The organism is Marinobacter sp. 2_MG-2023 (assembly GCF_030546935.1).
In the GTDB taxonomy this organism is placed as follows: domain Bacteria; phylum Pseudomonadota; class Gammaproteobacteria; order Pseudomonadales; family Oleiphilaceae; genus Marinobacter.
The window spans coordinates 35,725-58,419 of the sequence record NZ_JAUOPH010000004.1 but is presented as its reverse complement, the minus strand read 5'-3'; the positions used below and the strand labels follow the sequence as shown (position 1 = coordinate 58,419).

Genomic DNA, 22,695 nt, shown 5'->3' with positions numbered 1-22,695 from the left:
TGGCGGAGTGCGCCGGCAAGGCGCGTAGCCAACCCCTCATTCAGGGAGGTATTTATGCCGTATTCAAGTAAATCGGAGTTGCCAGAACAGGTTACCGACAACCTTCCCTCTCATGCTCAGGAAATCTATCGCAAAGCGTTTAACTCAGCGTGGGACGAATACAGTGATCCAGACGACCGCCGGGACGACTCAGGACGCGAGGAAACCGCTCACAAAGTCGCTTGGGCTGCAGTAAAGCAGGAATATCATAAAGAAGGGGACCGCTGGGTAAGAGATAAGGATTAGCGATTTCCTTTTCGCACGCTGAGCTAAGACTACCTGGCAATGGACAGAGAGATTTGCAGTAAGGGTTGTCAGATTTCTGTAAAAAAGCCCCGCACTTGGCGGGGCTAAACTGACGAACAGCTTGTCCGGTTTCGCCCGGCGATTACATCAGCGCTTCAATACGGTTACGTACCTTCGGCTCACTGCTGTAAGCGGTGGCGATGGCGTTATAGGTCGGGATGTCCATGCCCGCCTCTTCGATAACCGTTACCATCTCATCGTTAGCTTCCATCTGCAGTTCCTGAGCTTTCTGCTGGGAATCCGCTGATTCGATTTTATCGATATACTCCTCGCGCACTTCGGTAATGCCTTCCTGGGCGTCGATGAACTTTTTCAGTTCTGCATCGTTGTAATCGGTCTTCTGAGTACCTGTTGCTGCAGGGTTTGAGTAGCCGCTTGAATCTGTGGCGGCCGGGTTTTGCTGCGCCTGCTCTGCCATAACGGGAGCTGCGGCCAGCAGGGCAACGGATGCGGTAATGGATACGAGTACTTTGTTCATATTCATAATCGACTTCTCCTGTTTCGTGTAGGTTCATTGTTGATGTATCAAGCACCGTGCCAGCTTCTTTGGTTTTTATTTTATGTAGTTAAAACATAAACTTACGCGAAAATTCTGGTTAATCTGAGGTAATGAAGGTTGTGGCGAAATGTCACATGTGGCAGAAAGGTGTGGCAATTATGTCGTGGGAGCCAGGATGAAACCTTTACTCAGAAACGCCGGCCAGGTTTTTGGATCGATACAGTTAACACTGGTATTGAGCATTGTTGTCCCTCTGCTTCTCATCAGCGGGCTTGCCATCTACCTGGGGTTTGGTGCGGTTGAACGAGCCTTGAATGACCGCCTGCGTGAAGACCTGGAACTGGTTGCCCGTGCGGCCAGCGGTCCGCTCTCCCGGGCGATGCAGGAAAAAGATGAATTAGTGATGAGCGACTCCCTGAAGTCGATCTTCCGGATTGGCCGTGTTTCAGGAGCGTCGGTGTTTGACAAGGATGGCGCGCGAGTCTCCAGCCTGGGCCTTGCAGATACCGATGTGGGTAATAGTGCCAGCGCTGAACAGGTCATCAATAGCGGCGAATTGGGGGGCGCTTTTCGCTGGGTCGACGGGCAATCAGTATTTTCGCACTTCACTCCGCTGGTAGCCGACGATGGCCGGATACAGGGGTTGCTGCAGGTAACTCGTAGGCGCAGTGACTTTCATGACCTTCTTGCCTCAATGCGCCTGTGGGCTGTGTCTATCTGGTCGGCTCTTGCGATCACGATCATTCTGGTGGTGGTGCTCGGGCATTATGGTGCGGTGGGGCGGCATGTAAGCCGGCTATTGAATACCATGGCAAGCCTGGCTCCCGGGCAATGGCGCCTTGGTGCGGAAGCGTCCGGCCCCCGTGAATTGCGGCAGATATACGGTGGTGTGCGGGACATGGGAGAGCGCATGGCTCGGGCGGAAGAGGAAATACAACAGCGCGTGATCAAGGAACGCGAATTGGCCGAGCGTCTTGAGTACCAGGAGAAAATTGCCATGATCGGGCGCGTGGCCGGAGGCGTCGCACACGAACTTGGCGCCCCGTTGAATGTAATTCAGGGGCGCGCAAATATCATGGCACGACAGACGCTTACGGAAGATCAGCGTCGGCAGTTGGATGATATCGGTTATCAGGTTGGGCGTATGACCACGATTATTCAGCAACTCCTGGATTGCTTTCGTCATGTGCCGGATTCAAGAAGGCCAATCAGCCTCAGTACGGTTCTCCGGGACGCCCTGGAGCGTGCTACTGAAGATGATAAATGCCGCGGCAAGCGCTTGCTGAGTGAAGGCCTTGATGTGAACGCGAGGGTCAGGGCAGAACCCATGAGGTTGGAACTGGCGTGTCTTAATGTCGTCCGCAACGCCTGCCAGGCCGCCCGTTCTGAAGTGATCGTATCGCTGCTTTGCAGCAATAACGAGTGGGAGGTACGGGTAGACGACGACGGCCCAGGCATAGAGGCGGAGAAGCGGAAGTCTGTATTTGAGCCGTTTTACAGTACCCGGCCAGCTGGAGAGGGTACAGGGCTTGGGCTTGCGGTCGTCAGTAGTGTATTGAAGGAGCACGGTGGCCGGATTGAAATCGGCAGCAATGAAACAGGCGGGTGCCGGATGAGTCTGTTCTGGCCCGCGGAGGTAGCGGAATGAAAGAGCAACAGGCAACTATCCTGCTTCTGGAAGATGATGTCAGCCTGAGCTTGCTGTTGAGCGAAGAGCTCGAGCTGGATGGCTATAGCGTAACTCGGGCCGGTACAGTAAATGAGGCCTGCAGGCTGCTTGCTGAAGAAACACCGGATCTGGTTGTCTCTGACCTTCGTCTGCCGGATGGCGATGGGCTGGAGCTACTAAAGGCAGCTCAGGCTGACGGCCGTAGCCTGCCTTTTATCATCATTACCGCGTTCGGGACCGTGGATCAGGCCGTTGATGCACTAAAAGCCGGAGCAGATGATTTTCTGACCAAACCCTTATCTACTGACCACCTGCGCCTGAAGATACGCCGGTTACTGACTCAGGCCGATCTCACCCGGCAATTGCAGCAGTTTCTTGCGCACAAAGGCGAGGATCAGTCTCTTGGCCTGATAGGTGAGCATGAAAGCATGGTTCGGCTCCGCTCGGAAATCCGGCAAATTGCGCGCAGCGAAGCTGCCGTGCTGATCTGCGGCGAAAGTGGCACAGGTAAGGAGTTGGTGGCGAGAGCGATCCATCAGGCTAGCGGGCGGAGTTCAGGGTCTTTTGTAGCTGTCAATTGCGCCGGCATTCCCGGCGAGTTGATGGAGAGTGAGTTTTTCGGCCATGAGGCGGGTGCGTTTACCGGCGCCCGTCAGGCTCGAAAAGGCCTGTTCGCAGAAGCCCATGGTGGCACCTTGTTGCTTGATGAAATAGGAGAAATGCCTCTGGCGTTGCAGGCGAAGCTGCTCCGGGTTTTGCAGGAAGGCATGGTCAAACCGGTAGGTGCGGATCAGGAAGAGCCAGTGGACGTGCGAATCCTCGCCGCTACCCATGTGGATTTGCTGAAGGCCGTGCACGAAGGAAGCTTCCGGGAAGACCTCTATTATCGCCTGGAAACTCTTAGCCTGCGTATTCCACCGCTGAGAGAGCGGGGGGATGATGTCGACCTTCTGGCAATGCACTTTTTAAGGGAGATAGCTCGTAAGCACCAACGCGGATTTCTCAAGCTCAGTGAGGTAAGCTCCCGCACTTTGATGGATTATCCGTTTCCGGGGAATGTCCGCGAGCTGGGTAGCGCAATCGAGAGGGCGGTTACTTTCTGTGAAGGCGATACCATTCAGCCTGATCATCTGCCTGAGCGCATCAGGAAGCGTCGGGTCGGATCGGTGAACCCTGAAGCGGCGCGATCCGCTGGAAACATTTCTGAATGGCCAACGCTGGAACACCTTCAGCAAGACTATGTGCGCGAGGTAATGCAGGCGGTTAGCGGCAACAAACGCCGGGCAGCACAGATTCTCGGCATTAACCGACGTACCTTGTACCGTTGGCTGGCAGCAGATCAGGCGGCGGACAAGACAAGTGATGAATCTCATTCTGAAGGCACCGATGCAGGGGAGCTGAAAGGGGGGCTGTAATGACGAATCAGAAAACAGCCATGATGTATGGGCTGGGCACGGTGCTGCTCTGGTCTACTGTGGCTACCGCTTTCAAGCTGGCGCTTGCGGATCTCGCCCCCGTACAAATGCTGCTGGTTGCTTGCGCTTCATCTGTATTGGTCATGGGCGGCATTCTGTTATTGCAGAAGCGTTGGCATCTGGTGTTTTCGCTAGGTAAAAGGCAATACATCCAGTCGTTTGGTATGGGTTTGATCAACCCCTGCCTGTATTACTTTCTGCTGTTTGGCGCTTTTGACCGGCTGCCAGCACAAGAAGCACAGCCGTTAAATTATACTTGGGCGCTGGTTTTGGCTTATCTCTCGGTGCCATTTCTGGGGCATCGCCTGCGCAGTCTGGATATTGTCGCCGGGCTGGTGTGTTACGCCGGGGTCGTAGTGATCGCAACCCGTGGTGCTGTGACTACGCTCAGCTTTTCAGATCCGCTGGGCGTCTCACTGGCTATCGGCAGCACGCTTGTCTGGGCTTCTTACTGGATTATTGCGACCCGCGATACCCGGGATCCTGTGGTCGGTCTGTTTCTCAACTTTTTGTTCGGGCTTCCTGTTATTGCTTTGATCTGCTGGTGGACAGAAGGGTTGAGCATGCCGGCAACCGGCTCAATTGCTGCCGCGGTCTACGTCGGCACATTTGAGATGGGCATCGCCTTTGTACTCTGGTCCTATGCCATGAAAAAGGCGGAAAACACCTCGAGAGTGAGCAACCTGATCTTCATTTCACCTTTCCTCTCTCTCGTTTTTATCTATTTGATTCTTGGAGAGCGGATCCTGTCATCGACCTACATCGGTCTGGTGCTCATTATGGCTGGCCTCTGGTTACAGCAGAAAAAAGTGAAAGCAAGGGAGCGGGTATTGATCAATGGCGACTGATTGGTCTGTTTACCTGGTACGCACCGCCAGTGGTGCGCTTTACACTGGTATTAGCACAGATGTGCCTCGACGCTTTGCTGAACATCAGGCTGGCGCGCCGAAGGGCGCCCGAAGCCTCAGAGGGAAGGGGCCACTGGAGCTGGTGTTCAGTTCACCAGCCGGCGACCGCAGCCACGCATCAAAGTTGGAGTGGCACATCAAGCGGTGGCCACGACAACGTAAAGAGGCGCTAGTGCTCGGAGTGCTCAGTCTGCCAGATGTTCTCTGATATGCTCGCCAGCGGTTTGCACGGCAGCGGTTGCTCTGTCCAGTTGTCCACTGTGAACCTGAAACACGTGCCAAAGGCTGTTAAACACCTCAAGGTAGGTTTTTACTCCGGCTTTTCTGGCCGCATCCGCAAGCCGTTCTGCATCGTTGAGCAGAATTTCTTGGCTGCCGACCTGTATCAATAGTGGTGGCAAATCCTCAAACTTACCGAAAATTGGAGAGATTAGGGGGGTGCGTAGAGATTCTCCGCCAGCGTAAAGCTTTGCGGCTTTTGCGGTCCAGCGTGGTTGTAGTACCGGTTCGCATTCGGGTGAATACAGCGCTTCCTGAGTCAGATCCATCCACGGTGAAAAAACCGTAATTGATGATGGCAAGGATTGAGTGTTGTCACGCAAGCGCATAGCTAGAGCGATGGCCAGCCCGCCGCCGGCCGAATCACCTGCAATGGCAATTTGCCCGGGTGCAAACCCCTCTTCAATCAGCGCCAGCCAGGCGGCCTCAGCGTCGTCCAGTGCGGCCGGGAAAGGGTGCTCGGGAGCAAGACGGTAGTCTGGTGTAATTACCATGCAGCCGCTTGTTTTGGCCAGGTGTCCGGTAAGCCCTTTATGAGTGGCCGCCGAGCCGATGATATAGCCTCCACCATGAAGGTACAGGACTGCGCCCCGCGAGGTCTGGCCATAAGAACTTTTCACGACAGGTCTATCTGCTAATGTAGCTGTCTGGAAACGGCAGCCGCGGGGCGGTACGGAGCTTCGGTAGGCCTGGCTGATCAAAGCGCGCTGAACCGAAACCGGGACTGCTGGATGAAGTGCTGGCCTGACCAGCCGATTCATGGTCTGGCGCAGTCCGGTTTCAAGAAGATGTTGCAACATCTGTGTTATGCCCCCGCTATGGGTTAGGATTATGTATCTTAATTCGTATTATCTATTCATGACAGGCGTTTAACTCTACGTGTACTGGAAAACGGATACCATAGAAATACCGGACTGGAATCGTAAATCCCTGTTGGACCGGCTAGAGCCATTCGACCCGGAAGAGCGGAGAGAGCTCAGCGAGGAAATGGTGGCGTACTGCCGTTTCTATGGACTTGATCTCTGGGTTGAGCATCCGGATGTTGCGTATCATCAAGGGTATGTGACAGCAGGCCAGCACGAAGTAATGGTGCACTATTTCCGGCTACCGGAGTCTTGTGCAGAGCGTGGCACTGTGTTCATCCTGCACGGCTACTTTGATCATGTAGGTTTATATAGCCAATTGATTGAGCGCTGCCTTGCGGCTGGCTTTGATGTGCTGACTTACGACCAGCCGGGCCATGGACTTTCCAGCGGCACGCCGGCTGCAATTGGTAGTTTTCTTGAGTATCAGGGGGTGCTGTCAGAAGTTCTGGCCCATGTCCGCGATAAAATCCGGGGGCCCTGGTTTGCGGTTGGACAGAGTACAGGTGGGGGCATACTGATTGACTACCTTTTGTCGAACCATCACTCCCGGGAAACATCGGAGTTCCGCAAAGTGGTTTTGCTGGCACCATTGGTGCGGCCTGCAGGTTGGCTTGGCGCTAAAGTATTGCACACCATGGTGAAGCCCTTCGTTACCCGCTGGCAGCGTGTATTTGCAGCGAACAGCGGCAACACCCGCTTTTTACGCTTCCTGCGCGAACATGACCCATTGCAGGCAAGAGCCGTTCACGTGGACTGGGTAAGCGCTCTGCGCACCTGGATACCGCACATAGAATCAGCTCGCCCCGTAGACTTTCCGGTTACTGTCGTTCAGGGCGAAAAAGACCAGACTGTAGACTGGCAACACAATTTGAGAATTATCCGTAACAAGTTTGCATCGGTAGAGGAAGTAAGAATTATCGACGGGCGTCATCATCTGGTGAACGAAGCCAAGGACTTACAGGCAACCGTCTTCAATGCCATTATTGATACATTTGATCATTCAGTGGCAGGCGTCGCTGAGACTCCTGATTCTCATTGATAAGAGTGCCAGAGAGTTTAAAGCCGTCTGCAGTACAATCAGCAACAGGAGAATGTTTTGAAGAGAACAATGCTTGCAGTAGCAGTAGCGACCATGGGCCTTGCCGGTTGTATGACTTATGATCCGTACACCGGCGAGCAGAAGACTTCTGATGCGACCAAAGGCAGTATCATTGGCGCAATTGGTGGCGCAGCCGTTGGTGCTGCAACCTCCAGCAAAAGCGACCGTGGAAAGGGAGCATTGATTGGCGCCGCAAGTGGTGCGGCTGTTGGTGGTGGTATTGGTTACTATATGGATCGGCAAGAAGCCCAGTTGAGGCAGAAGCTGGAAGGTAGTGGTGTTCGTGTGGTCCGTAATGGTGATCAGATTGAGCTCATCATGCCCGGCAATATTACCTTTGACCTGAACCAGACATCCATCCGGGGTGGTTTCACTAACACCCTCGAATCTGTCGCCCTGGTGTTGAAAGAGTTCAATAAGACCATTATCCAGATTGAGGGTCACACCGACAGCTCGGGTTCAGATAGTTACAACCAACTGCTCAGTGAGCGTCGTGCAGGCTCAGTGCGAGACTTCCTGCTAAACCAGGGCATTGAGTCTAACCGTACCCGCGCGGTGGGTTACGGTGAGCGTTACCCCATTGCTTCCAACGACACCTCCGCAGGGCGTGAACAAAATCGTCGTGTTGAGCTGACGTTGGTGCCTATGCAGTAAACAGATACTGCATGGATGGTTAGCATCCCGGTTCTGCCGGGCACAAAAAAACCGGAGCAAATCGCTCCGGTTTTTTTGTGCAGCTAGTCGTCTGTTCAGAACAGAACGCGACCCCGGATTGTGCCTTTGACCTGGAGCAGTTTTTCCAGTGCAAGCTCACCGTAAGCCTTGTCTACATCAACCACGACATAGCCAATGTCTTCTTTGGTTTGCAGGTATTGACCGCAAATGTTGATACCGTTTTCGGAGAAGACCTGGTTGATCTCAGACATTACGCCCGGCACGTTTTCATGAATGTGCAGCAAGCGGTGCTGGTTCGGGTGCGACGGCAAGGCAACTTCCGGGAAGTTTACTGACGACACAGAGGTACCATTGTCGCTGTACATAGCCAGTTTTTCGGCTACTTCGCGCCCGATGTTTTCCTGGGCTTCAATGGTGGAGCCGCCCACGTGCGGGGTCAGGATAACGTTGTCGAATTCCCGTAACGGAGAAACAAATTCTTCGTTGTTGGACTTGGGTTCGGTAGGGAACACGTCGATCGCCGCGCCGAGCAGTTTGCCGCTTCTCAGAGTGTCGGCCAGTGCGTCAATATCAACGACCGTGCCGCGGGATGCGTTCATCAGGATAGAACCTGGCTTCATCTGGGCCAGTTGCTCAGCCTTGAACATGTACCTGGTGGCCGGTGTTTCCGGAACATGCAGGCTCACAACATCCGCGATGTTGAGCAGTTCCTGCATCGTGCCCACTTGGGTGGCATTGCCGATGGATAGCTTGGAAACCACATCGTAAAAATATACGTCCATGCCCAAGGCTTCGGCCAGAACACTGAACTGGGTGCCGATGTTACCGTAACCGATGATCCCCAGCTTTTTACCACGAATCTCGTAACTGTCTTTTGCAGACTTCTGCCATTCGCCCCTGTGAGCCATGGCGCTTTTCTCGGGAACACCGCGCAACAGGAGGATAGCCTGTGCCAGAACCAGTTCGGCCACACTTCGGGTGTTGGAGAAGGGTGCATTGAAGACTGCGATACCGCGACGGGTCGCTGCCTGCAGATCCACCTGGTTGGTACCGATACAGAAACAACCCACCGCAACCAGCTTCTTGGCTGCCTCGAATACTTTTTCCGTCAACTGAGTGCGTGAGCGAATACCGACAAAGTGTGCGTCGGCAATCTTCTCAATCAGGTCTTCCTCGGCCAGAGAGTGACTGAGGTACTCAATGTTGGTGTAGCCTGCAGCATTCAGGGTATCCAGTGCGGACTGATGCACGCCTTCCAGCAGCAGAATGCGGATTTTGCTCTTTTCGAGAGACGTCGTTGACATGGGCTTTGCTTCCGAACCTTTCGTCGCATGAAGTGACCTGTGGCCAGGCATCGTATGGGCTAGCTCACAGAACAGGGGCGGTATGATACCATAAAAGGAACTTTTCACAGTGTGCGGGTTCACCTGGATCAATTGAACTGAGAAACTTTTGTCCATAGCTTCCTGCCCAACCCTGACGAGACTGATGCCTTCATGAAATCCGAACAGATCATTGCTTCCCTCAAAGAGCTGGTGGCCACCGGAGCGACGCCCGGAAAGGTTCTGACTGACGCCGCTGATCTTGAAAGCTACGGCAAGGATTGGACGCGCATTTACGCCCCTAATCCTTTGGCCATCGTGCTCCCGAAGACCACCGAGCAGGTTCAGGCACTAGTGAAATTCGCCAATGAGCACCAGGTTGCTCTGGTTCCGTCCGGTGGCCGCACCGGCCTGAGTGCCGGCGCTGTTGCTGCCAACGGCGAAGTCGTCGTTGCTTTTGATAACATGAACCAGATTCTGGACTTCAGTGCCAGCGACCGGTTGGTTCGCTGCCAGGCAGGCGTGGTGACTGAACAACTGCAGAATTTTGCTGAGGAAAACTATCTCTATTATCCGGTGGATTTTGCATCTGCGGGCTCCAGCCAGTTGGGTGGTAATCTTTCAACTAACGCCGGAGGTATCAAGGTTATCCGCTACGGCATGAGCCGAGACTGGGTGGCTGGCCTCAAGGTAGTCACCGGCAAAGGCGATATCCTTGACCTGAACAAAGATCTGGAAAAGAACAATACCGGCTACGACCTGCGCCACCTTTTCATCGGCGCTGAGGGTACGCTGGGCTTTATCACCGAAGCCACCATGAAGCTTTCGCGTAAACCTGACAGTCTTACAGTCCTGGTGCTCGGGCTGAGTGATCTTGGCAACACCATGGATGTGCTCAAGACCTTCCAGGGCGGCCTTGATCTGACTGCCTATGAGTTCTTTTCTCATCAAGCCATGGGGCATGTCCTGGCCCATGGGCAAGTGCCGGCTCCGTTTGAAACCGAGGCCCCTTACTATGCGTTGCTGGAGTTTGAGGCAACGTCTGATCAGGTCATGGACAACGCCATGAGCCTGTTCGAACAGTGCATGGAAAACGGTTGGGTGGTGGATGGTGTTATAAGCCAGAGTGAAACCCAGGCGCAGAACCTGTGGCAGCTGCGCGAGCGAATCTCGGAGTCCATCGCGCCCCGAACACCCTACAAGAACGATATTTCCGTTGTTGTTTCCAAAGTGCCTGGCTTCCTGCAGGAAATCGATGCGGTTGTGACTGACCACTATCCGGATTTCGAGATCATCTGGTTCGGGCATATCGGCGATGGCAACCTGCACCTCAACATCCTCAAACCGGAAGACATGGCAAAAGAAGATTTCTTCGAAAAGTGCCAGCAGGTCAACAAGTGGGTATTTGAAATCGTCGAACGATATAAAGGCAGCGTCTCCGCCGAACATGGCGTGGGAATGACTAAAAAGCCTTACTTGCAATACACCCGCAGCGAAGCGGAAATCGCTTACCTGAGAGGAATCAAACAGGTATTCGATCCCAATGGGATCATCAACCCGGGCAAGATCTTCGACTGATGGAACGGCATATCGTAGTACTCACCGGCGCTGGCATCAGCGCCGAAAGTGGCCTCTCCACCTTCCGTGACAACGGCGGCCTCTGGGAACAACACAGTGTTTACGACGTTGCTACTCCCGAGGCCTTCGCGCGTAATCAGGAGCTGGTACTGAGGTTCTACAATGAACGCCGGCAACAGCTCGCTGCGGCTCAGCCCAATCGTGCCCACCGTCTGCTCGCCGAGCTGGAGAAACGCCACCGGGTCACCATCATCACTCAGAACGTAGATGACCTGCACGAACGAGGCGGCTCCAGCCACGTGATACACCTTCACGGCGAACTCACCAAAGCCAGAAGTTCACTGAACCCCGAGCTGATTTACGATTTGGGCTACCGGGATATCGAGCTAGGCGAGCAGTGTGAACTCGGCGAACAGTTGCGCCCACACATTGTCTGGTTTGGCGAAGAAGTTCCTATGCTGGACGCGGCAGCTGACCTGGTTCGTACTGCCGACGACTTACTGATCGTAGGCACCTCGTTACAGGTCTACCCGGCAGCAGGGCTGGTGCATGAGGTTGAGAGAGATGTACCCATCACGGTAATAGACCCAGGCGAGCCAGCGGGCGTTTCCCGGGCAAGGGTTATCCGTAAAAGTGCAGGAGAGGGCGTTGCCGAATGGATTGAAAACTTCTTATCCAGATAGGTGTCGGCAGCAAATTTCTGAGTTTGGGAGGGGGCATCCGGACAGGGTTTTCAAAACTGTGCGGAGCCATGGATGGCGGAGCCAAGCGTACAGGGAAGTATTCACTGCGTGTTTTGAAAACCCTGTCCGGATGCCTCCGATAGTGCCAGAGATGAACGTCAGTGAGTTTCCGCAAGATACTTCCGAAGCTGCTCACCAAAAGCAGCCTGAACCCCCAGCCGCTTCAGCATCCAGTAATGCCCCGCAATCATCCGGTCAATAAAAATGCTCTCAACTGGCGGTTTGAACGAATCCAGATACTTGAACACGGTGCTCGTCTTGGCGGCCACATCTTTGTGAATGCTTGACTCGCCGAAATCGTAAGGCTGCTCAGAATCAAACGGCACCACAAGAATATCCCGCCACATGGCGTAGTAAGCCTCATCAATGGCCGGCTGGCTTCCAACCCGCGCTCCCAGGTCAATCAGATACGCATCCAGCGCCTTATAGTCCTGTTCCAGTGCCGCATTAACTGCATTGCGGTAGGCTTCAACAATTTCCGGTTTCAGTTTCTTAACACAGCCAAAATCGTACATAACGATACTGCCATCCCGCCGGTACGCAAAGTTCCCGGCATGGGGGTCACCGTGGATACACTGAAAGCGGAATAACTGATCCGCCATGGCAGTAAACATACGGTGGCCGATCAGGTTGATCGTCGCTTGATCGTAGTGCTCCGGTGTGACCTCGCTCACATGGTCACCTTCTTCCAGCTCCAGAGTGAGAACATGACGCGTAGAGTGACCAGGAACCACGGAAGGAATAACCACCCAGGGATCATTTTTGTGAAACGCGCGGAACAGTTCAATGTTCCGGGCCTCATTCTCGTAATCCAGCTCCTCCCGCAGCCGTTCGCGAATCTCCGTGAACAGCTGGTCGACTGACTCTTTGGGCATTTTCAACAGACCGCCGAGCTTCAAAGCAAGACGCAATTGCTTCAGGTCGGAGTCGCAGGACTCATCAACACCCGGATACTGCACTTTTATGATCACATCGGTACCATCGTGCAGGCGTGCGCGGTGAACCTGACCAATCGATGCCGCTGCGTATGGCGTCTCCTGCAGGTACTCAAACAGCTCTCCAACCGGTTTTCCCAACTCGGTCTCAATCTGCTCAAGGATAATCTCGAAGGGCATGGGTGGCGCTTCTTTCTGCAGCTTCTGAAGCGCATCAGAAAACTCCCTGGGCAGGAAGTCCTGGGTCTGCGAGGCAATCTGGCCCACCTTCATGGCTGCACCTTTCATTTCACCGAGGGTGTCGGTGATGCGGTTAGCCATGCGGGTATAGCTTTCACTGCGGGCGCCGTCGTCGTTTTCGCTGCTGAACATGCTGCGGGCTTTTTGGCCCGCATACTGCCCCGCTACCGAGGCAGTCATGCCGGCTAGCTTGAAAAAACGACCACTGCGTGAGGTAACTGGTTTTTTTGCCATGCCTGACTATACGTTTTCTGTGTAAAGAAAGATTGTGTCAGCCTAAGTTAAACCACTTTGGTGGAGACAGACAACTTATCCTCCAGCTGCAGTGCCAACGTTTGCCCCTGGTGCAATGGACCAACGCCCTTAGGGGTGCCGGTGATGACAACATCGCCGGGCAGTAGCGTGAAATGGCGACTTATATGGCCCAGCAGAGGAATGACAGGAAAGAGCATATCCCGGGTGTCGCCGCTTTGCTGGCGCTGACCATCGATATCAAGGCTAAAAGTAATGTGATCTTTGTGGAACTGCTCAGCAGCTACGAATGGTGACAGCGGGCAGGCACCATCAAACGCCTTGGCTCTTTCCCAGGGGTGGCCCTTTTCCTTCAGCTGACTCTGCAGGTCCCTAAGGGTCAGGTCCAGAGCCAGGCCATAGCCGAGAATGGCCGCCTCGGATTCGCTGGGAGTTGCGTTGGTGAGGGGCTTGCCAATCAGCACCGCCAACTCGGTCTCGAAATGCATCTGGCCACGATCCGAAGGGAAGTTCAGAGGGCGTGTTACATGTACTGCTGAGGTAGCCGGTTTGATGAATAGCAGGGGCTCTTCTGGTATCGGATTATTGAGTTCTTTGGCATGTTCGGCGTAGTTTCGGCCAATGCAGACGATTTTCCCCAATGGCAAATGCACCGGTGTGCCATCAACCCAATGATGCTGATACTGCTCCATAGTGACCTCCCAAAACGCCATCTGTGCTTCAACCAGCACTTGGTTGGGCGAAGCCTTTATTCGCCCTCAAACGAACACACAGTATAGACCTTCAGACCCTCCTCCTGCAGCTTGGTGGAGCCGCCAAGGTCGGGGAGGTCAATCATCGCTGCGACCTCCACAATCTCGGCGCCAATGCGCCGAATCAAGCGACTGGCGGCCAGCATGGTGCCACCGGTGGCGATCAGATCATCTATCAGTATTACTTTGTCACCGGGTTTGAATGCATCCTGATGCAGCTCAACGGACGCGGTTCCGTATTCGAGCTCGTAGTCTTCCACCAGGGTGTCAAACGGCAGCTTGCCTTTCTTGCGCACCAGTACCAGTGAAGCATTGAGCTCATAAGCCAACGCAGAACCAATGATGAATCCGCGCGCATCGACCGCTGCCACGGCATCGATATCGTGGCCGTGGTAGCGATGAACGAACGCATCTATCAGTTTCCGGAAGGCAGTCTTATCCTGCAGAACCGTGGTGATATCCCGGAACGCAACGCCGGGCTTGGGCCAGTCTGGCACGGTGCGAATGGCTTGTTTGATGCTTTGAGAAAAGTAATCCATAAAAAGTCAGGCTCTCATTCCGGGCGCAGCTTAACCTGCGTCCAGAAACATGAATTTCAGTATGAAAATAATGGCGATCACCACCACACTCACGTTCAGGTCTGACCAGCGCCCGCTCAAAGCTTTGATTACAGCGTAAGTGACAAAGCCCATCGCAATGCCGTTAGCGATAGAGAACGTAAGGGGCATCATCAGCGCAGTTACCACAGCCGGTGCGGCTTCTGTGATGTCGTCCCAGTCTATCAGCTTCAGGCCGCTCGCCATCAATACTGCCACGTAAAGTAGCGCAGGGGCCGTCGCGTAGGCCGGGATGATACTGGCGATGGGTGAGAGCAGAAGGCAGGCAAGGAACAGCAAAGCTACAACCACAGCTGTCAGACCTGTTCGCCCTCCAGCGGAAATGCCAGCAGTGGACTCAATGTAGCTGGTGGTGGTTGAGGTGCCCAGGGCTGCGCCAGACATGGTGGCTACTGAATCAGACATCAGTGCGCGGCCCAGCCGTGGAAGCTTGCCATCCTTGTCCAGAAGGCCGCCGCGTTGAGCGGCACCAATCAGCGTGCCCGAGGTGTCGAACAGATCCACGAACAGGAACGCGAAAACGATGCTGATCATGCCGATATTCAAAGCGCCAGCAATATCCAGTTGCATGAAAGTGGGCGCAAGACTTGGTGGCGCGGAAGCGAAGCCGTTGTATTCCACCATGCCCAGCATCATTGCGATGACGGTTACGGCAATAATGCCGATCATGACGGCACCGGTTATGCGGCGGAACGACAAAGCGCAAATCAGAACAAATCCGCCAAAGAACAGCATGCTCTCGGCCGACTTCAGTTCACCGAGGCCAACCAGCGTAGCGGGGTGGTCCACTACAATGCCTGCATTTTTCAGTGCAATCAGCGCCAGGAAGAAGCCGATACCAGCTGAAATCCCGAAGCGCAGAGACATGGGGATGCTGTTTATGATCCATTCGCGGACTTTTAGAACACTCAGTAAAAAGAAGATCAGGCCAGAGAGGAAAACTGCGCCAAGTGCGACTTGCCAGCTGTACCCGAGGCTGCCCACGACAGTGAATGAGAAAAAGGCGTTCAGGCCCATGCCCGGCGCCAGAGCAATCGGATAATTTGCCCACAGCCCCATGATCAGAGTGCCGATGGCCGCTGCCAGGCAGGTGGCGACAAAAACAGCGCCGAAATCCATACCTGTTGAAGACAGGATACTTGGGTTGACCACGATAATGTACGCCATGGTCAGGAAGGTGGTGATGCCCGCAACCAGTTCTTTACGAACATCGGTGCCGTGGGCCTGGAGTTGGAACAGTCGTTCAAGCATGACGGGTGTCTGCCTCTCAGGATGCCAGAGTGTGGAGTTTGGGAGTGTACCGTTAAATTAAAAAGCCTAGCTGTAAAAGCTACTTGAAAAAGAGTTGCGTGAAAAACCGGTAATCTTACTGGTTGAGGGCTCCAAGGCCAAGAAATGATTGAAGTCTCGGCGCCGTCAGTGTTGCGTTGGATCACGCTGTAAGCGGATATCGAAGCGTACAGCTGCCATCCGAACGATAACAATGAAAAGCAAACCAATTGTCAGTGACAGGGCCTCGCTTTGCAGAACCCATTGACACACGAAATAGAGCCAGCACCCGGCGAATGAAATGGATGCATAGATTTGGTCTTTGCGGAAAATAAAGGGTACTTCGTTACAGAGAGTGTCCCGCAGAGCGCCTCCAAAGGTGCCGGTCATCACGCCGAGCAACGAGGCGATAAACCATGAATGGCCCAGATCGAGAGCAAGCTGCGCCCCCAATATCGAGAAAGTACCGAGCCCGATTGCGTCCGGGAAAACAATCCAGGATTCGCGAATACGCTCTGAACGCTTCCAGTAGCTGAATACGATCGCCATGGCGAGGATGAGGATGGGTTGTTCCTCATGTTTAATCCAGTAAACCGGGTGGTTCCCCATAATCAGGTCGCGCAGGGTTCCGCCGCCCAGGGCGGTAATGAATGCGATGGTAAAAACGCCAACCGGGTCCATATTCTTGGATCGCGCAACCACCATGCCCGATATTGCAAAGGCAATAATTCCAATCATTTCAAGTGAGTAAATAATGTCGAGCATGATCAACCCTGAAAGGACATCGGCTAGCATCTGAGCGGCCGGGATCAGAAGCGCGAAGGATAGCTGAAAACTGCGCCTGATTCATCTCTGCTCTGGAGTGCGGAGACAACGGTTTATAAGTACCGTTTATAAATATGGATAAAAGCTCTTTATTTGCTTCATGGTCCGACTCTGTTTAGCTTGGCGTGATTCAATAACAACAGACGTTCACTAAAGGAGCCCCCATGAAAGCGATTCTCTGTAAGGAATATGGCCCGGCTGAAACGCTGGCCATCGAGGATGTACCAAGTCCCGAGGCCAAAGGCCGTGGCGTTAAAGTTCGCGTAAAAGCGGCGGGTCTGAATTTCCCCGATACCTTGATTATTGAAGGCAAGTACCAGCTCAAACCGACCATGCCATTCTCCCCCGGTGGTGAAATGTCAGGTGAAGTTGTCGCTGTGGGCGATAAAGTAACCCGCTTCAAAGTCGGTGATCGTGTTGCCGGCCTGACCGGCTACGGAGCTTTTGCCGAAGAGGTAGTCGTACCTGAGCACAACCTGCTGCCCGTGCCGGAAGGTATGAGCGACGAAAAAGCAGCTGCGTTTACGATGGTTTACGGCACTTCGTACTACGCTCTCAAGCAGCGTGCACACATCCAGCCGGGCGAGAGCCTTCTGGTTCTGGGTGCAAGTGGGGGAGTTGGCCTGGCGGCGGTAGAGCTGGGTAAGGCGATGGGCGCTCGTGTGATAGCTGCTGCCAGTTCAGCGGAGAAGCTGGAGATTGCCAAGGCTGCCGGTGCGGATGAGCTGATAAATTACACCGAGGAACCTTTGAAAGACGCCGTAAAGCGCCTGACCAGCAGTAAAGGTGTGGATGTGATCTACGATCCGGTAGGTGGTGATTTCACCGAGCAGGCACTTCGGGCCATGGCCTGGAATGGCCGGCACCTGATTGTTGGTTTTGCTGCAGGTGATATTCCCAAAGTACCTGCGAACCTGACTCTGCTTAAAGGCTGTTCCGTTGTTGGTGTGTTCTGGGGCAGCTTCACCCAGCGTGAGCCGGAGGCAAGTGCCCAGAATATGATGGAGCTGATGAAGCTCTATGCTGAGGGTAAAATCGATCCCAAAATCAGCGAAGTCTTCGAGTTTGAGGATTATGCCAAGGCTCTGGGCGCTCTGACTGAGCGGCGTGCTACTGGGAAGGTGGTGCTTAAGGTCGGCCCTTGAGGTGCCTGCTTTTTAGTGACTGTAGCCTGATAGTTGGGGTGCAAGCCGTGGCTGACAGGCCTCCCCAAAAACCGCTACGAGCACGTCCGTGTGCGCTTGTTTCCGGCCGTCCATGGCCTCCAACATTTTTGGGGAGGCCTGTCAGCCACGGCTTGCTGGCTTCTCAGATATATCAAAACCGAATGACTCTGATTATTGAAGTTAAGGGCATCGCTCCGATTGAACGTGAGCTTTGTCTTGGAGTCTCAGTGTGTGTTGCTCAAGGTAAATGGATAAGTTTGGTCGCGTTGGTGGGAGCCCCCTCCCAAAAATGTCGGCGGCCAAGGATGGCCCACGCCAAGCGCACAGGGATGTGCTCGTAGCGGTTTTTGGGAGGGGGCTCCCACCAACGCAGGCCCCAAATGTTATAGGCTAGAGCTTCAACAAGACCCCAACACCAAAGTCAGAAGTTAAACTGCCCGGCATCAATATCCGAAACCAGCTCCGGAGTTAGCAGTGTGTAGCCCTCTGTCTTTGGCAGCCACGCATAAACTTCCTCATTGGGTCGCTCCAGAGCGTAACCCGCTTTCTGGATATCCACTTTGCGATACTTGAAGGTTCCCGTTTTCTCTATGGAGTGGGTGACCCGCACAAACACCGGCACCGCATAAGCTGGCAGGTTATCTCGCAAGTAGGTCAGCAGCTTGTTGAGGTCGAAGTTACTCTTGTTCGGTACCAGCGTCACCATGCCCGCCTTGCCATTGGTCTTCGGAATCTCGACGCCGTAAACGATGGCTTCCTCGACCATCCCGGAGCCATCGATGATGTTTTCGATCTCGTTGGTTGAAACGTTCTCGCCTTTCCAGCGGTAGGTATCCCCCATTCGATCAACGAACTGCAGGTGGCGACAGCCTATTTCTCTCAGCACATCGCCAGTATTGAACCAGGCGTCACCTTGTTTGAAGGCATCGCGCAGGATAGATTTTTCCGTGGCTTCTTTCTGGGTGTAGCCTTCGAAAGACCATTTTTTTGTGATTTCGCCGATGAGCAGGCCCGGATCGCCCTTGGCTACTTCCTGCATCACACCTTTTTCGTCCCGAACCGGATCTCGGGTGCCATCGTGGAACTTCACCAGTTTGTAAGTTGCCGTAGAAAGACCGACTGTGTTGTCCTGGTTGAAAAAGTTGCTGAAGCCTATGTTGCCCTCGCTGGAGGCATAAAGCTCCGCGACAGTTTCAATGCCGAAGCGGTCTTTGAACTCTTTCCAGATAGAAGGCCGCAGGCCATTGCCGAGCATGCGGGTCAGACGGTGGTTACGGTCCTGGTCGCTTGGCGGTTGATTGAGCAAGTAGCGGCATAGCTCGCCGATGTAGCCGAAAACCGTTGCATCATAACGGCGTACATCATCCCAGAAAGCGCTGGCGGAGAATTTTCGGCGCAGGGCAAAGGCTGAACCGCCGGCCAACACTGAGCCCCAGCAAACTACAAGGCCAGTACCGTGATATAGCGGCAGAGTGCAGTAGAAGACGTCCTCCGGTGTCATTGAAAGAGACATCAGGCCAAAGCCACCGTAGGCTTTCAGGAACTTGTTGTGGGATCCCGGTGCAGCCTTCGGTAAGCCGGTTGTACCGGAGGTGAACAGGTAAATCGCTGTATCTCCGGTTCTCGGCGGGTCGCTCAGATCGGGGTTGTCGCTGTTGAAGGTGCTGACCTGTTGTGCCATGTTGGCGTAGCCCGCGGGTGCGTCACCGAAGGCATTGAGTGTATTGGTGTCGGCGAGAAACAAAAAAGGCGTGGGGTGGTTGAGCTCAAGGCTTGCTTTTACAGTATCGAATGCAGGTACCAGCTCCTCACCAACCACGACCATTGTTGGCTTGACCAGCTTCGCACTGTGTTCCAGAACCTTGCCTTTTTGCGATGTATTCAGCATGGCGCAGGCAACGCCGATCTTGGCAGCGCCCGCAACCACGGCCAGAATTTCCGGGCGATTTTCCAGGAAGACGGCGATGGAGTCGCCTTTTTTTAGTCCCTGAGATTGAAAATAACCGGCGATGCGGTTTGACCATGCATTGAAATCACCCCAGGTGATACTGCGATCCTCGAATAGAATCGCTGGTCTTTCGCCATGCTTTTCTGCGTTGTTCTCAATGAGTGTTCCGAGGGTAAGGGGTTTGCGCGCATCCTTGATTGAGTAGTAATAATAGCCTTTGGCAATCGCCGGGAATCGTTTAAGTATTCCCGGGAGGCTGCGCACGATATCCATCGCGGTAACGCTGTCTTGGCTCATGGTTTCCCCTTGGTATTTTTATAGTTGAATCAGGGCCTCGGAATAACCTCGCCGGGAGGCTAGTCCAGGTAAAGGTCGGGCAACAGGGGCTTGTCGCCGGCTTTGTACCGGTAACGTTCGAAATCGGTCTCGCCGCCTTCACGGAGAACATCTTCGTCAATGAGGTTCTGTCCTGTCAGTTCGTCCACTGTCCGGTTCAGGATGCTTACGGCAGCGTCGGCCATGATGTCCGGCTTCCGGCCTTGTGCCATTAATTGTTCGCCGCCCGCTTCATGCTGAATCGCTGCGGTGGCTATTACGGTTTTAGGCCAAAGGGTGTTCACCGCGATACCGTATCGTTTGAACTCTTGAGCCATCCCAATGCTGATCATGGTCATGGCATATTTCGTTGAGGTGTAAGGCCCAAAGTGAGCAAACCATTTGGGATCCATATTCAATGGCGGCGACATGCTAAGGATATGGCCACGCTCGGACTGTTTAAGCCAGGGCAAGGCGGCCTGGCTGCATGCCATCACTGCACGGGCATTTACCTGGTGCAGAAGGTCGAAGCGGCTGACCTTCAGCTTCTCCACACCGGCCAGTCGAATGGCGCCGGCGTTGTTGATCAGGGCATCAATGCCGCCAAAGTGTTCGGCTGCTTCATCAATGCGTTTTTTGATCTGTTCTTCGTCGCGCACGTCGAGTACTAAAGGCAGTGCTTGGCCTCCGGCTGCACGAACTTCCTCAGCGACCGTGTGAATGGTGCCGGGTAGCTTTGGATGCGGTGTGTCTGACTTTGCGGCGATCACAATATTTGCGCCTTGACGGGCACAGGCGAGGGCAATCTGGCGGCCGATGCCACGGCTGGCACCGGTAATAAATACGGTTTTCTTGTTCAAGGTATTCATTTCTCGCTCTCCTGTTCGGGTGCTTCGCCGATGGTGATCTCTACCAGCAACTGGCTGCGTTTCACCTGGCTGCCTTTGTTGGTCAGAACCTCGCCAACAACCCCATCGCAATCGGCTTTCACCGGGTGCTCCATTTTCATGGCTTCCAGTATTACCAGGGTGTCGCCTTGGCGAACTGCCTGCCCGGGCTCCACCTGTACGTCGATAATGGCGCCGTCCATTGAGGCCTGAATGCGCCCGCTGCCCGGGCCGTTCGTACCTGCGGCTGGCTGGTGAGTAAGATCAGTGACTGACCACGACTCTCCGAACGCCTGTAAATATAGCGAATCTCCGCTGCGATGATACTGGCAACGCTGCCGGATACCCTTGTCGATAGTGCATAGGACACCGTTCTGCATGCTGGTAACAACCATTTCATGGCATTCGTCACCAAAGCGGCAGGAAAGTTTGTTGCCGCTGCTTTGTACCAGCAGCTCAACAGTTTCGTCGCCGGTATCGAGCTTCATCGGCGTATTGGTAGCGGGTGCGTTGCTCCAGGCTTGCTTGCTAGCATTGCCATGGGCCAGAACGCAGGCTGCAAGCGCGAGCTGGCGGATTCTCGGTTTAGCTGGCTGCAATGATTGGTCTTCGCTGAAGGCTTGCTGCAGGAATGCCGTGGTAGCCTCGCCGGCACCAAACGTGCTGTCTGTAATAATTCGGCTGAGGAAGTGGCGGTTGGTTGTGACGCCAAAAACAAACGTATCTTCCAGCGCCCGGATCAGCCGACGGCGGGCCTGATTCCGGTTCTCGCCCCAGGCGATGACCTTTGCAAGCATGGGGTCGTAATGCGGAGTGACTTCGTCGCCGGAACGCACGCCCGTGTCATAGCGAAGGCCTTCGCCCTCGGCCGGCTGGAAGACATGCAGGGGGCCGGTTTGTGGGGTGAAGCCATTGGACGGGTCTTCGGCGTAGAGCCTCACTTCAATAGCGTGGCCATTGAGTTTGATTTCATCCTGAACCAGCGGGAGCGGCAAGCCTTCGGCAACTGTAAGCTGCCATGCCACCAGATCCTGCCCGGTGATCAGTTCAGTAACCGGGTGTTCTACCTGCAGGCGCGTGTTCATTTCCAGGAAGTAGAAGTTTCGATCTTTGTCCACGAGGAACTCGACGGTGCCTGCGCCTTCATAGTCGCAGGCCAGGGCGGCTTTAACGGCGGCTTCGCCCATGACGGCCCGGAGTTCCGGGGTCACGAAGGGTGAGGGAGCTTCTTCCACCACTTTCTGGTGGCGCCGCTGTACCGAGCAGTCCCGTTCACCAAGGTATACGGCGTTGCCGTGGCGGTCGGCGAAGACCTGTATTTCCACATGGCGAGGTTCGATGACGGCTCTTTCGAGGATCAGTTCGTCGTCGCCGAAGGCTTGTTTGGATTCGGAGCGGGCGCGTTTTATGTTGTCTGCCAGCTCGGACTCATCGTTTACAAGGCGCATGCCCCGGCCACCACCACCAGCAGAGGCTTTGATCATCAGCGGGTAGCCGATGTCGGCTGCGGCGGCAATGAGCTCGTTGTCACTGGCGTTGTCGCCTTCGTAGCCGGGAACAACAGGTACTCCAGCTTTTTGCATGGCGATTTTTGAGCGCCGTTTGCTGCCCATAAGTTCGATGGCGCCGGCTGGCGGGCCTACGAATACGATGCCGGCTTCTTTACAAGCATTGGAAAAACCGGCGTTTTCGGAGAGGAAGCCGTAACCTGGGTGAATGCAGTCTGCGCCGGTTTTGCGGGCGGCATCGAGTATGGCGTCGGCGTTCAGGTAAGACGCGGAGACTTGCGCCGGGCCTATACAAACGGCTTCATCTGCCAGCTCTGTGTGCATGGCGTTGGCGTCTGCTTCGGAGTAGACGGCGACGGTGCGGTATCCGAGGGCTTTGGCGGTACGAATAACGCGGACTGCGATTTCTCCGCGGTTCGCTATCAGTAACTTTTTTAGCATTGTGCTGGTCTCTTGTTCTGTGTGAGGCCGCGAGTGAGGAGGGACAGACGTCTCCAGAAAACCGCTACGAGCCCCCCTTGCG

At 54.5% G+C, this 22,695-nt stretch carries 21 protein-coding genes; 10 read left to right on the top strand and 11 right to left on the bottom strand.

The window, feature by feature from the left end:
• Positions 1–54: 54 nt before the first annotated feature.
• Positions 55–285, top strand: a complete 231-nt coding sequence (gene chaB, locus Q4501_RS10820; RefSeq protein WP_303596250.1) for a putative cation transport regulator ChaB — start codon at positions 55–57, stop codon at positions 283–285.
• A gap of 142 nt (positions 286–427) precedes the next feature.
• Here chaB and Q4501_RS10815 read toward each other — a convergent pair whose 3' ends face one another.
• On the bottom strand, positions 428–829 hold the full coding sequence (locus Q4501_RS10815) for a DUF4168 domain-containing protein (RefSeq protein ID WP_303596249.1): 402 nt from the start codon (positions 827–829) through the stop codon (positions 428–430).
• 190 nt (positions 830–1,019) lie between these two features.
• Between Q4501_RS10815 and Q4501_RS10810 the strand changes: the two genes are divergently transcribed.
• The 4 genes from Q4501_RS10810 to Q4501_RS10795 are packed head-to-tail and all read left to right on the top strand — an operon-like array spanning position 1,020 to position 5,104.
• Positions 1,020–2,492: a sensor histidine kinase gene (locus tag Q4501_RS10810; RefSeq protein WP_303596248.1), complete on the top strand. Its 1,473-nt coding sequence runs from the start codon at positions 1,020–1,022 to the stop codon at positions 2,490–2,492.
• Positions 2,489–3,928: a sigma-54 dependent transcriptional regulator gene (locus Q4501_RS10805; protein ID WP_303596247.1), complete on the top strand. Its 1,440-nt coding sequence runs from the start codon at positions 2,489–2,491 to the stop codon at positions 3,926–3,928. The genes Q4501_RS10810 and Q4501_RS10805 overlap by 4 nt, the downstream gene beginning before the upstream one ends.
• Entirely contained in the window at positions 3,928–4,836 is a 909-nt protein-coding gene (locus Q4501_RS10800; protein ID WP_303596246.1) for a DMT family transporter, read from the top strand. The genes Q4501_RS10805 and Q4501_RS10800 overlap by 1 nt, the downstream gene beginning before the upstream one ends.
• Positions 4,826–5,104 (top strand): GIY-YIG nuclease family protein, encoded by a 279-nt coding sequence (locus Q4501_RS10795; protein ID WP_303596245.1) that lies wholly within the window; start codon positions 4,826–4,828, stop codon positions 5,102–5,104. Before Q4501_RS10800 ends, Q4501_RS10795 begins: the two co-directional genes overlap by 11 nt.
• On the opposite strand, the gene Q4501_RS10790 is transcribed toward Q4501_RS10795, so the two are convergent.
• A complete protein-coding gene (locus Q4501_RS10790) occupies positions 5,082–5,975 on the bottom strand; it encodes an alpha/beta hydrolase (protein ID WP_303596244.1) in 894 nt (297 codons plus the stop codon). The genes Q4501_RS10795 and Q4501_RS10790 overlap by 23 nt on opposite strands.
• Positions 5,976–6,054: 79 nt before the next feature.
• Here Q4501_RS10790 and Q4501_RS10785 point away from each other — a divergent pair, with 79 nt between their 5' ends.
• Both Q4501_RS10785 and Q4501_RS10780 read left to right on the top strand, forming a co-directional pair.
• Positions 6,055–7,080 carry an alpha/beta hydrolase gene (locus tag Q4501_RS10785; protein WP_303596243.1) on the top strand — a complete coding sequence of 342 codons (1,026 nt, stop codon included), beginning with the start codon at positions 6,055–6,057 and terminating at the stop codon, positions 7,078–7,080.
• Between the two features lie 57 nt (positions 7,081–7,137).
• A complete protein-coding gene (locus Q4501_RS10780) occupies positions 7,138–7,794 on the top strand; it encodes an OmpA family protein (RefSeq protein WP_303596242.1) in 657 nt (218 codons plus the stop codon).
• 95 nt (positions 7,795–7,889) lie between these two features.
• Here the strand turns inward: Q4501_RS10780 and serA are convergent, their stop codons facing one another.
• Positions 7,890–9,119 (bottom strand): phosphoglycerate dehydrogenase, encoded by a 1,230-nt coding sequence (gene serA / locus Q4501_RS10775; RefSeq protein WP_303596241.1) that lies wholly within the window; start codon positions 9,117–9,119, stop codon positions 7,890–7,892.
• A gap of 192 nt (positions 9,120–9,311) precedes the next feature.
• Here serA and Q4501_RS10770 point away from each other — a divergent pair, with 192 nt between their 5' ends.
• The gene (locus tag Q4501_RS10770) at positions 9,312–10,715 is read left to right on the top strand and encodes an FAD-binding oxidoreductase (RefSeq protein ID WP_303596240.1); all 1,404 of its coding nucleotides are present in this window, start codon (positions 9,312–9,314) and stop codon (positions 10,713–10,715) included.
• Entirely contained in the window at positions 10,715–11,398 is a 684-nt protein-coding gene (locus Q4501_RS10765; protein WP_303596239.1) for an NAD-dependent deacylase, read from the top strand. The genes Q4501_RS10770 and Q4501_RS10765 overlap by 1 nt, the downstream gene beginning before the upstream one ends.
• Before the next feature lie 158 nt (positions 11,399–11,556).
• On the opposite strand, the gene Q4501_RS10760 is transcribed toward Q4501_RS10765, so the two are convergent.
• From Q4501_RS10760 to Q4501_RS10740, 5 genes are all read right to left on the bottom strand, one after another.
• Complete coding sequence (locus Q4501_RS10760; RefSeq protein WP_303596238.1) at positions 11,557–12,867, bottom strand: AarF/ABC1/UbiB kinase family protein; 1,311 nt, start codon at positions 12,865–12,867, stop codon at positions 11,557–11,559.
• A 47-nt stretch (positions 12,868–12,914) separates the two neighbouring features.
• Complete coding sequence (locus Q4501_RS10755; RefSeq protein WP_303596237.1) at positions 12,915–13,577, bottom strand: fumarylacetoacetate hydrolase family protein; 663 nt, start codon at positions 13,575–13,577, stop codon at positions 12,915–12,917.
• Between the two features lie 56 nt (positions 13,578–13,633).
• Positions 13,634–14,176: an adenine phosphoribosyltransferase gene (locus Q4501_RS10750; protein ID WP_303596236.1), complete on the bottom strand. Its 543-nt coding sequence runs from the start codon at positions 14,174–14,176 to the stop codon at positions 13,634–13,636.
• 30 nt (positions 14,177–14,206) lie between these two features.
• Entirely contained in the window at positions 14,207–15,505 is a 1,299-nt protein-coding gene (locus tag Q4501_RS10745; RefSeq protein WP_303596235.1) for an NCS2 family permease, read from the bottom strand.
• Positions 15,506–15,670: 165 nt separating this feature from the next.
• Positions 15,671–16,288, bottom strand: coding sequence for a trimeric intracellular cation channel family protein (locus tag Q4501_RS10740; protein ID WP_303596234.1), 618 nt, complete (start codon positions 16,286–16,288; stop codon positions 15,671–15,673).
• 224 nt (positions 16,289–16,512) lie between these two features.
• Here Q4501_RS10740 and Q4501_RS10735 point away from each other — a divergent pair, with 224 nt between their 5' ends.
• Entirely contained in the window at positions 16,513–17,493 is a 981-nt protein-coding gene (locus Q4501_RS10735) for an NADPH:quinone oxidoreductase family protein (protein WP_303596233.1), read from the top strand.
• Between the two features lie 442 nt (positions 17,494–17,935).
• Here Q4501_RS10735 and Q4501_RS10730 read toward each other — a convergent pair whose 3' ends face one another.
• From Q4501_RS10730 to Q4501_RS10720, 3 genes are read right to left on the bottom strand one after another with little or no spacing between them, the layout of a single operon-like run.
• Complete coding sequence (locus tag Q4501_RS10730) at positions 17,936–19,759, bottom strand: long-chain-acyl-CoA synthetase (protein WP_303596232.1); 1,824 nt, start codon at positions 19,757–19,759, stop codon at positions 17,936–17,938.
• 59 nt (positions 19,760–19,818) lie between these two features.
• Positions 19,819–20,646, bottom strand: a complete 828-nt coding sequence (locus Q4501_RS10725; protein ID WP_303596231.1) for an NAD(P)-dependent oxidoreductase — start codon at positions 20,644–20,646, stop codon at positions 19,819–19,821.
• Entirely contained in the window at positions 20,643–22,613 is a 1,971-nt protein-coding gene (locus tag Q4501_RS10720) for an acetyl/propionyl/methylcrotonyl-CoA carboxylase subunit alpha (protein ID WP_303596230.1), read from the bottom strand. Before Q4501_RS10720 ends, Q4501_RS10725 begins: the two co-directional genes overlap by 4 nt.
• Positions 22,614–22,695: the final 82 nt, after the last annotated feature.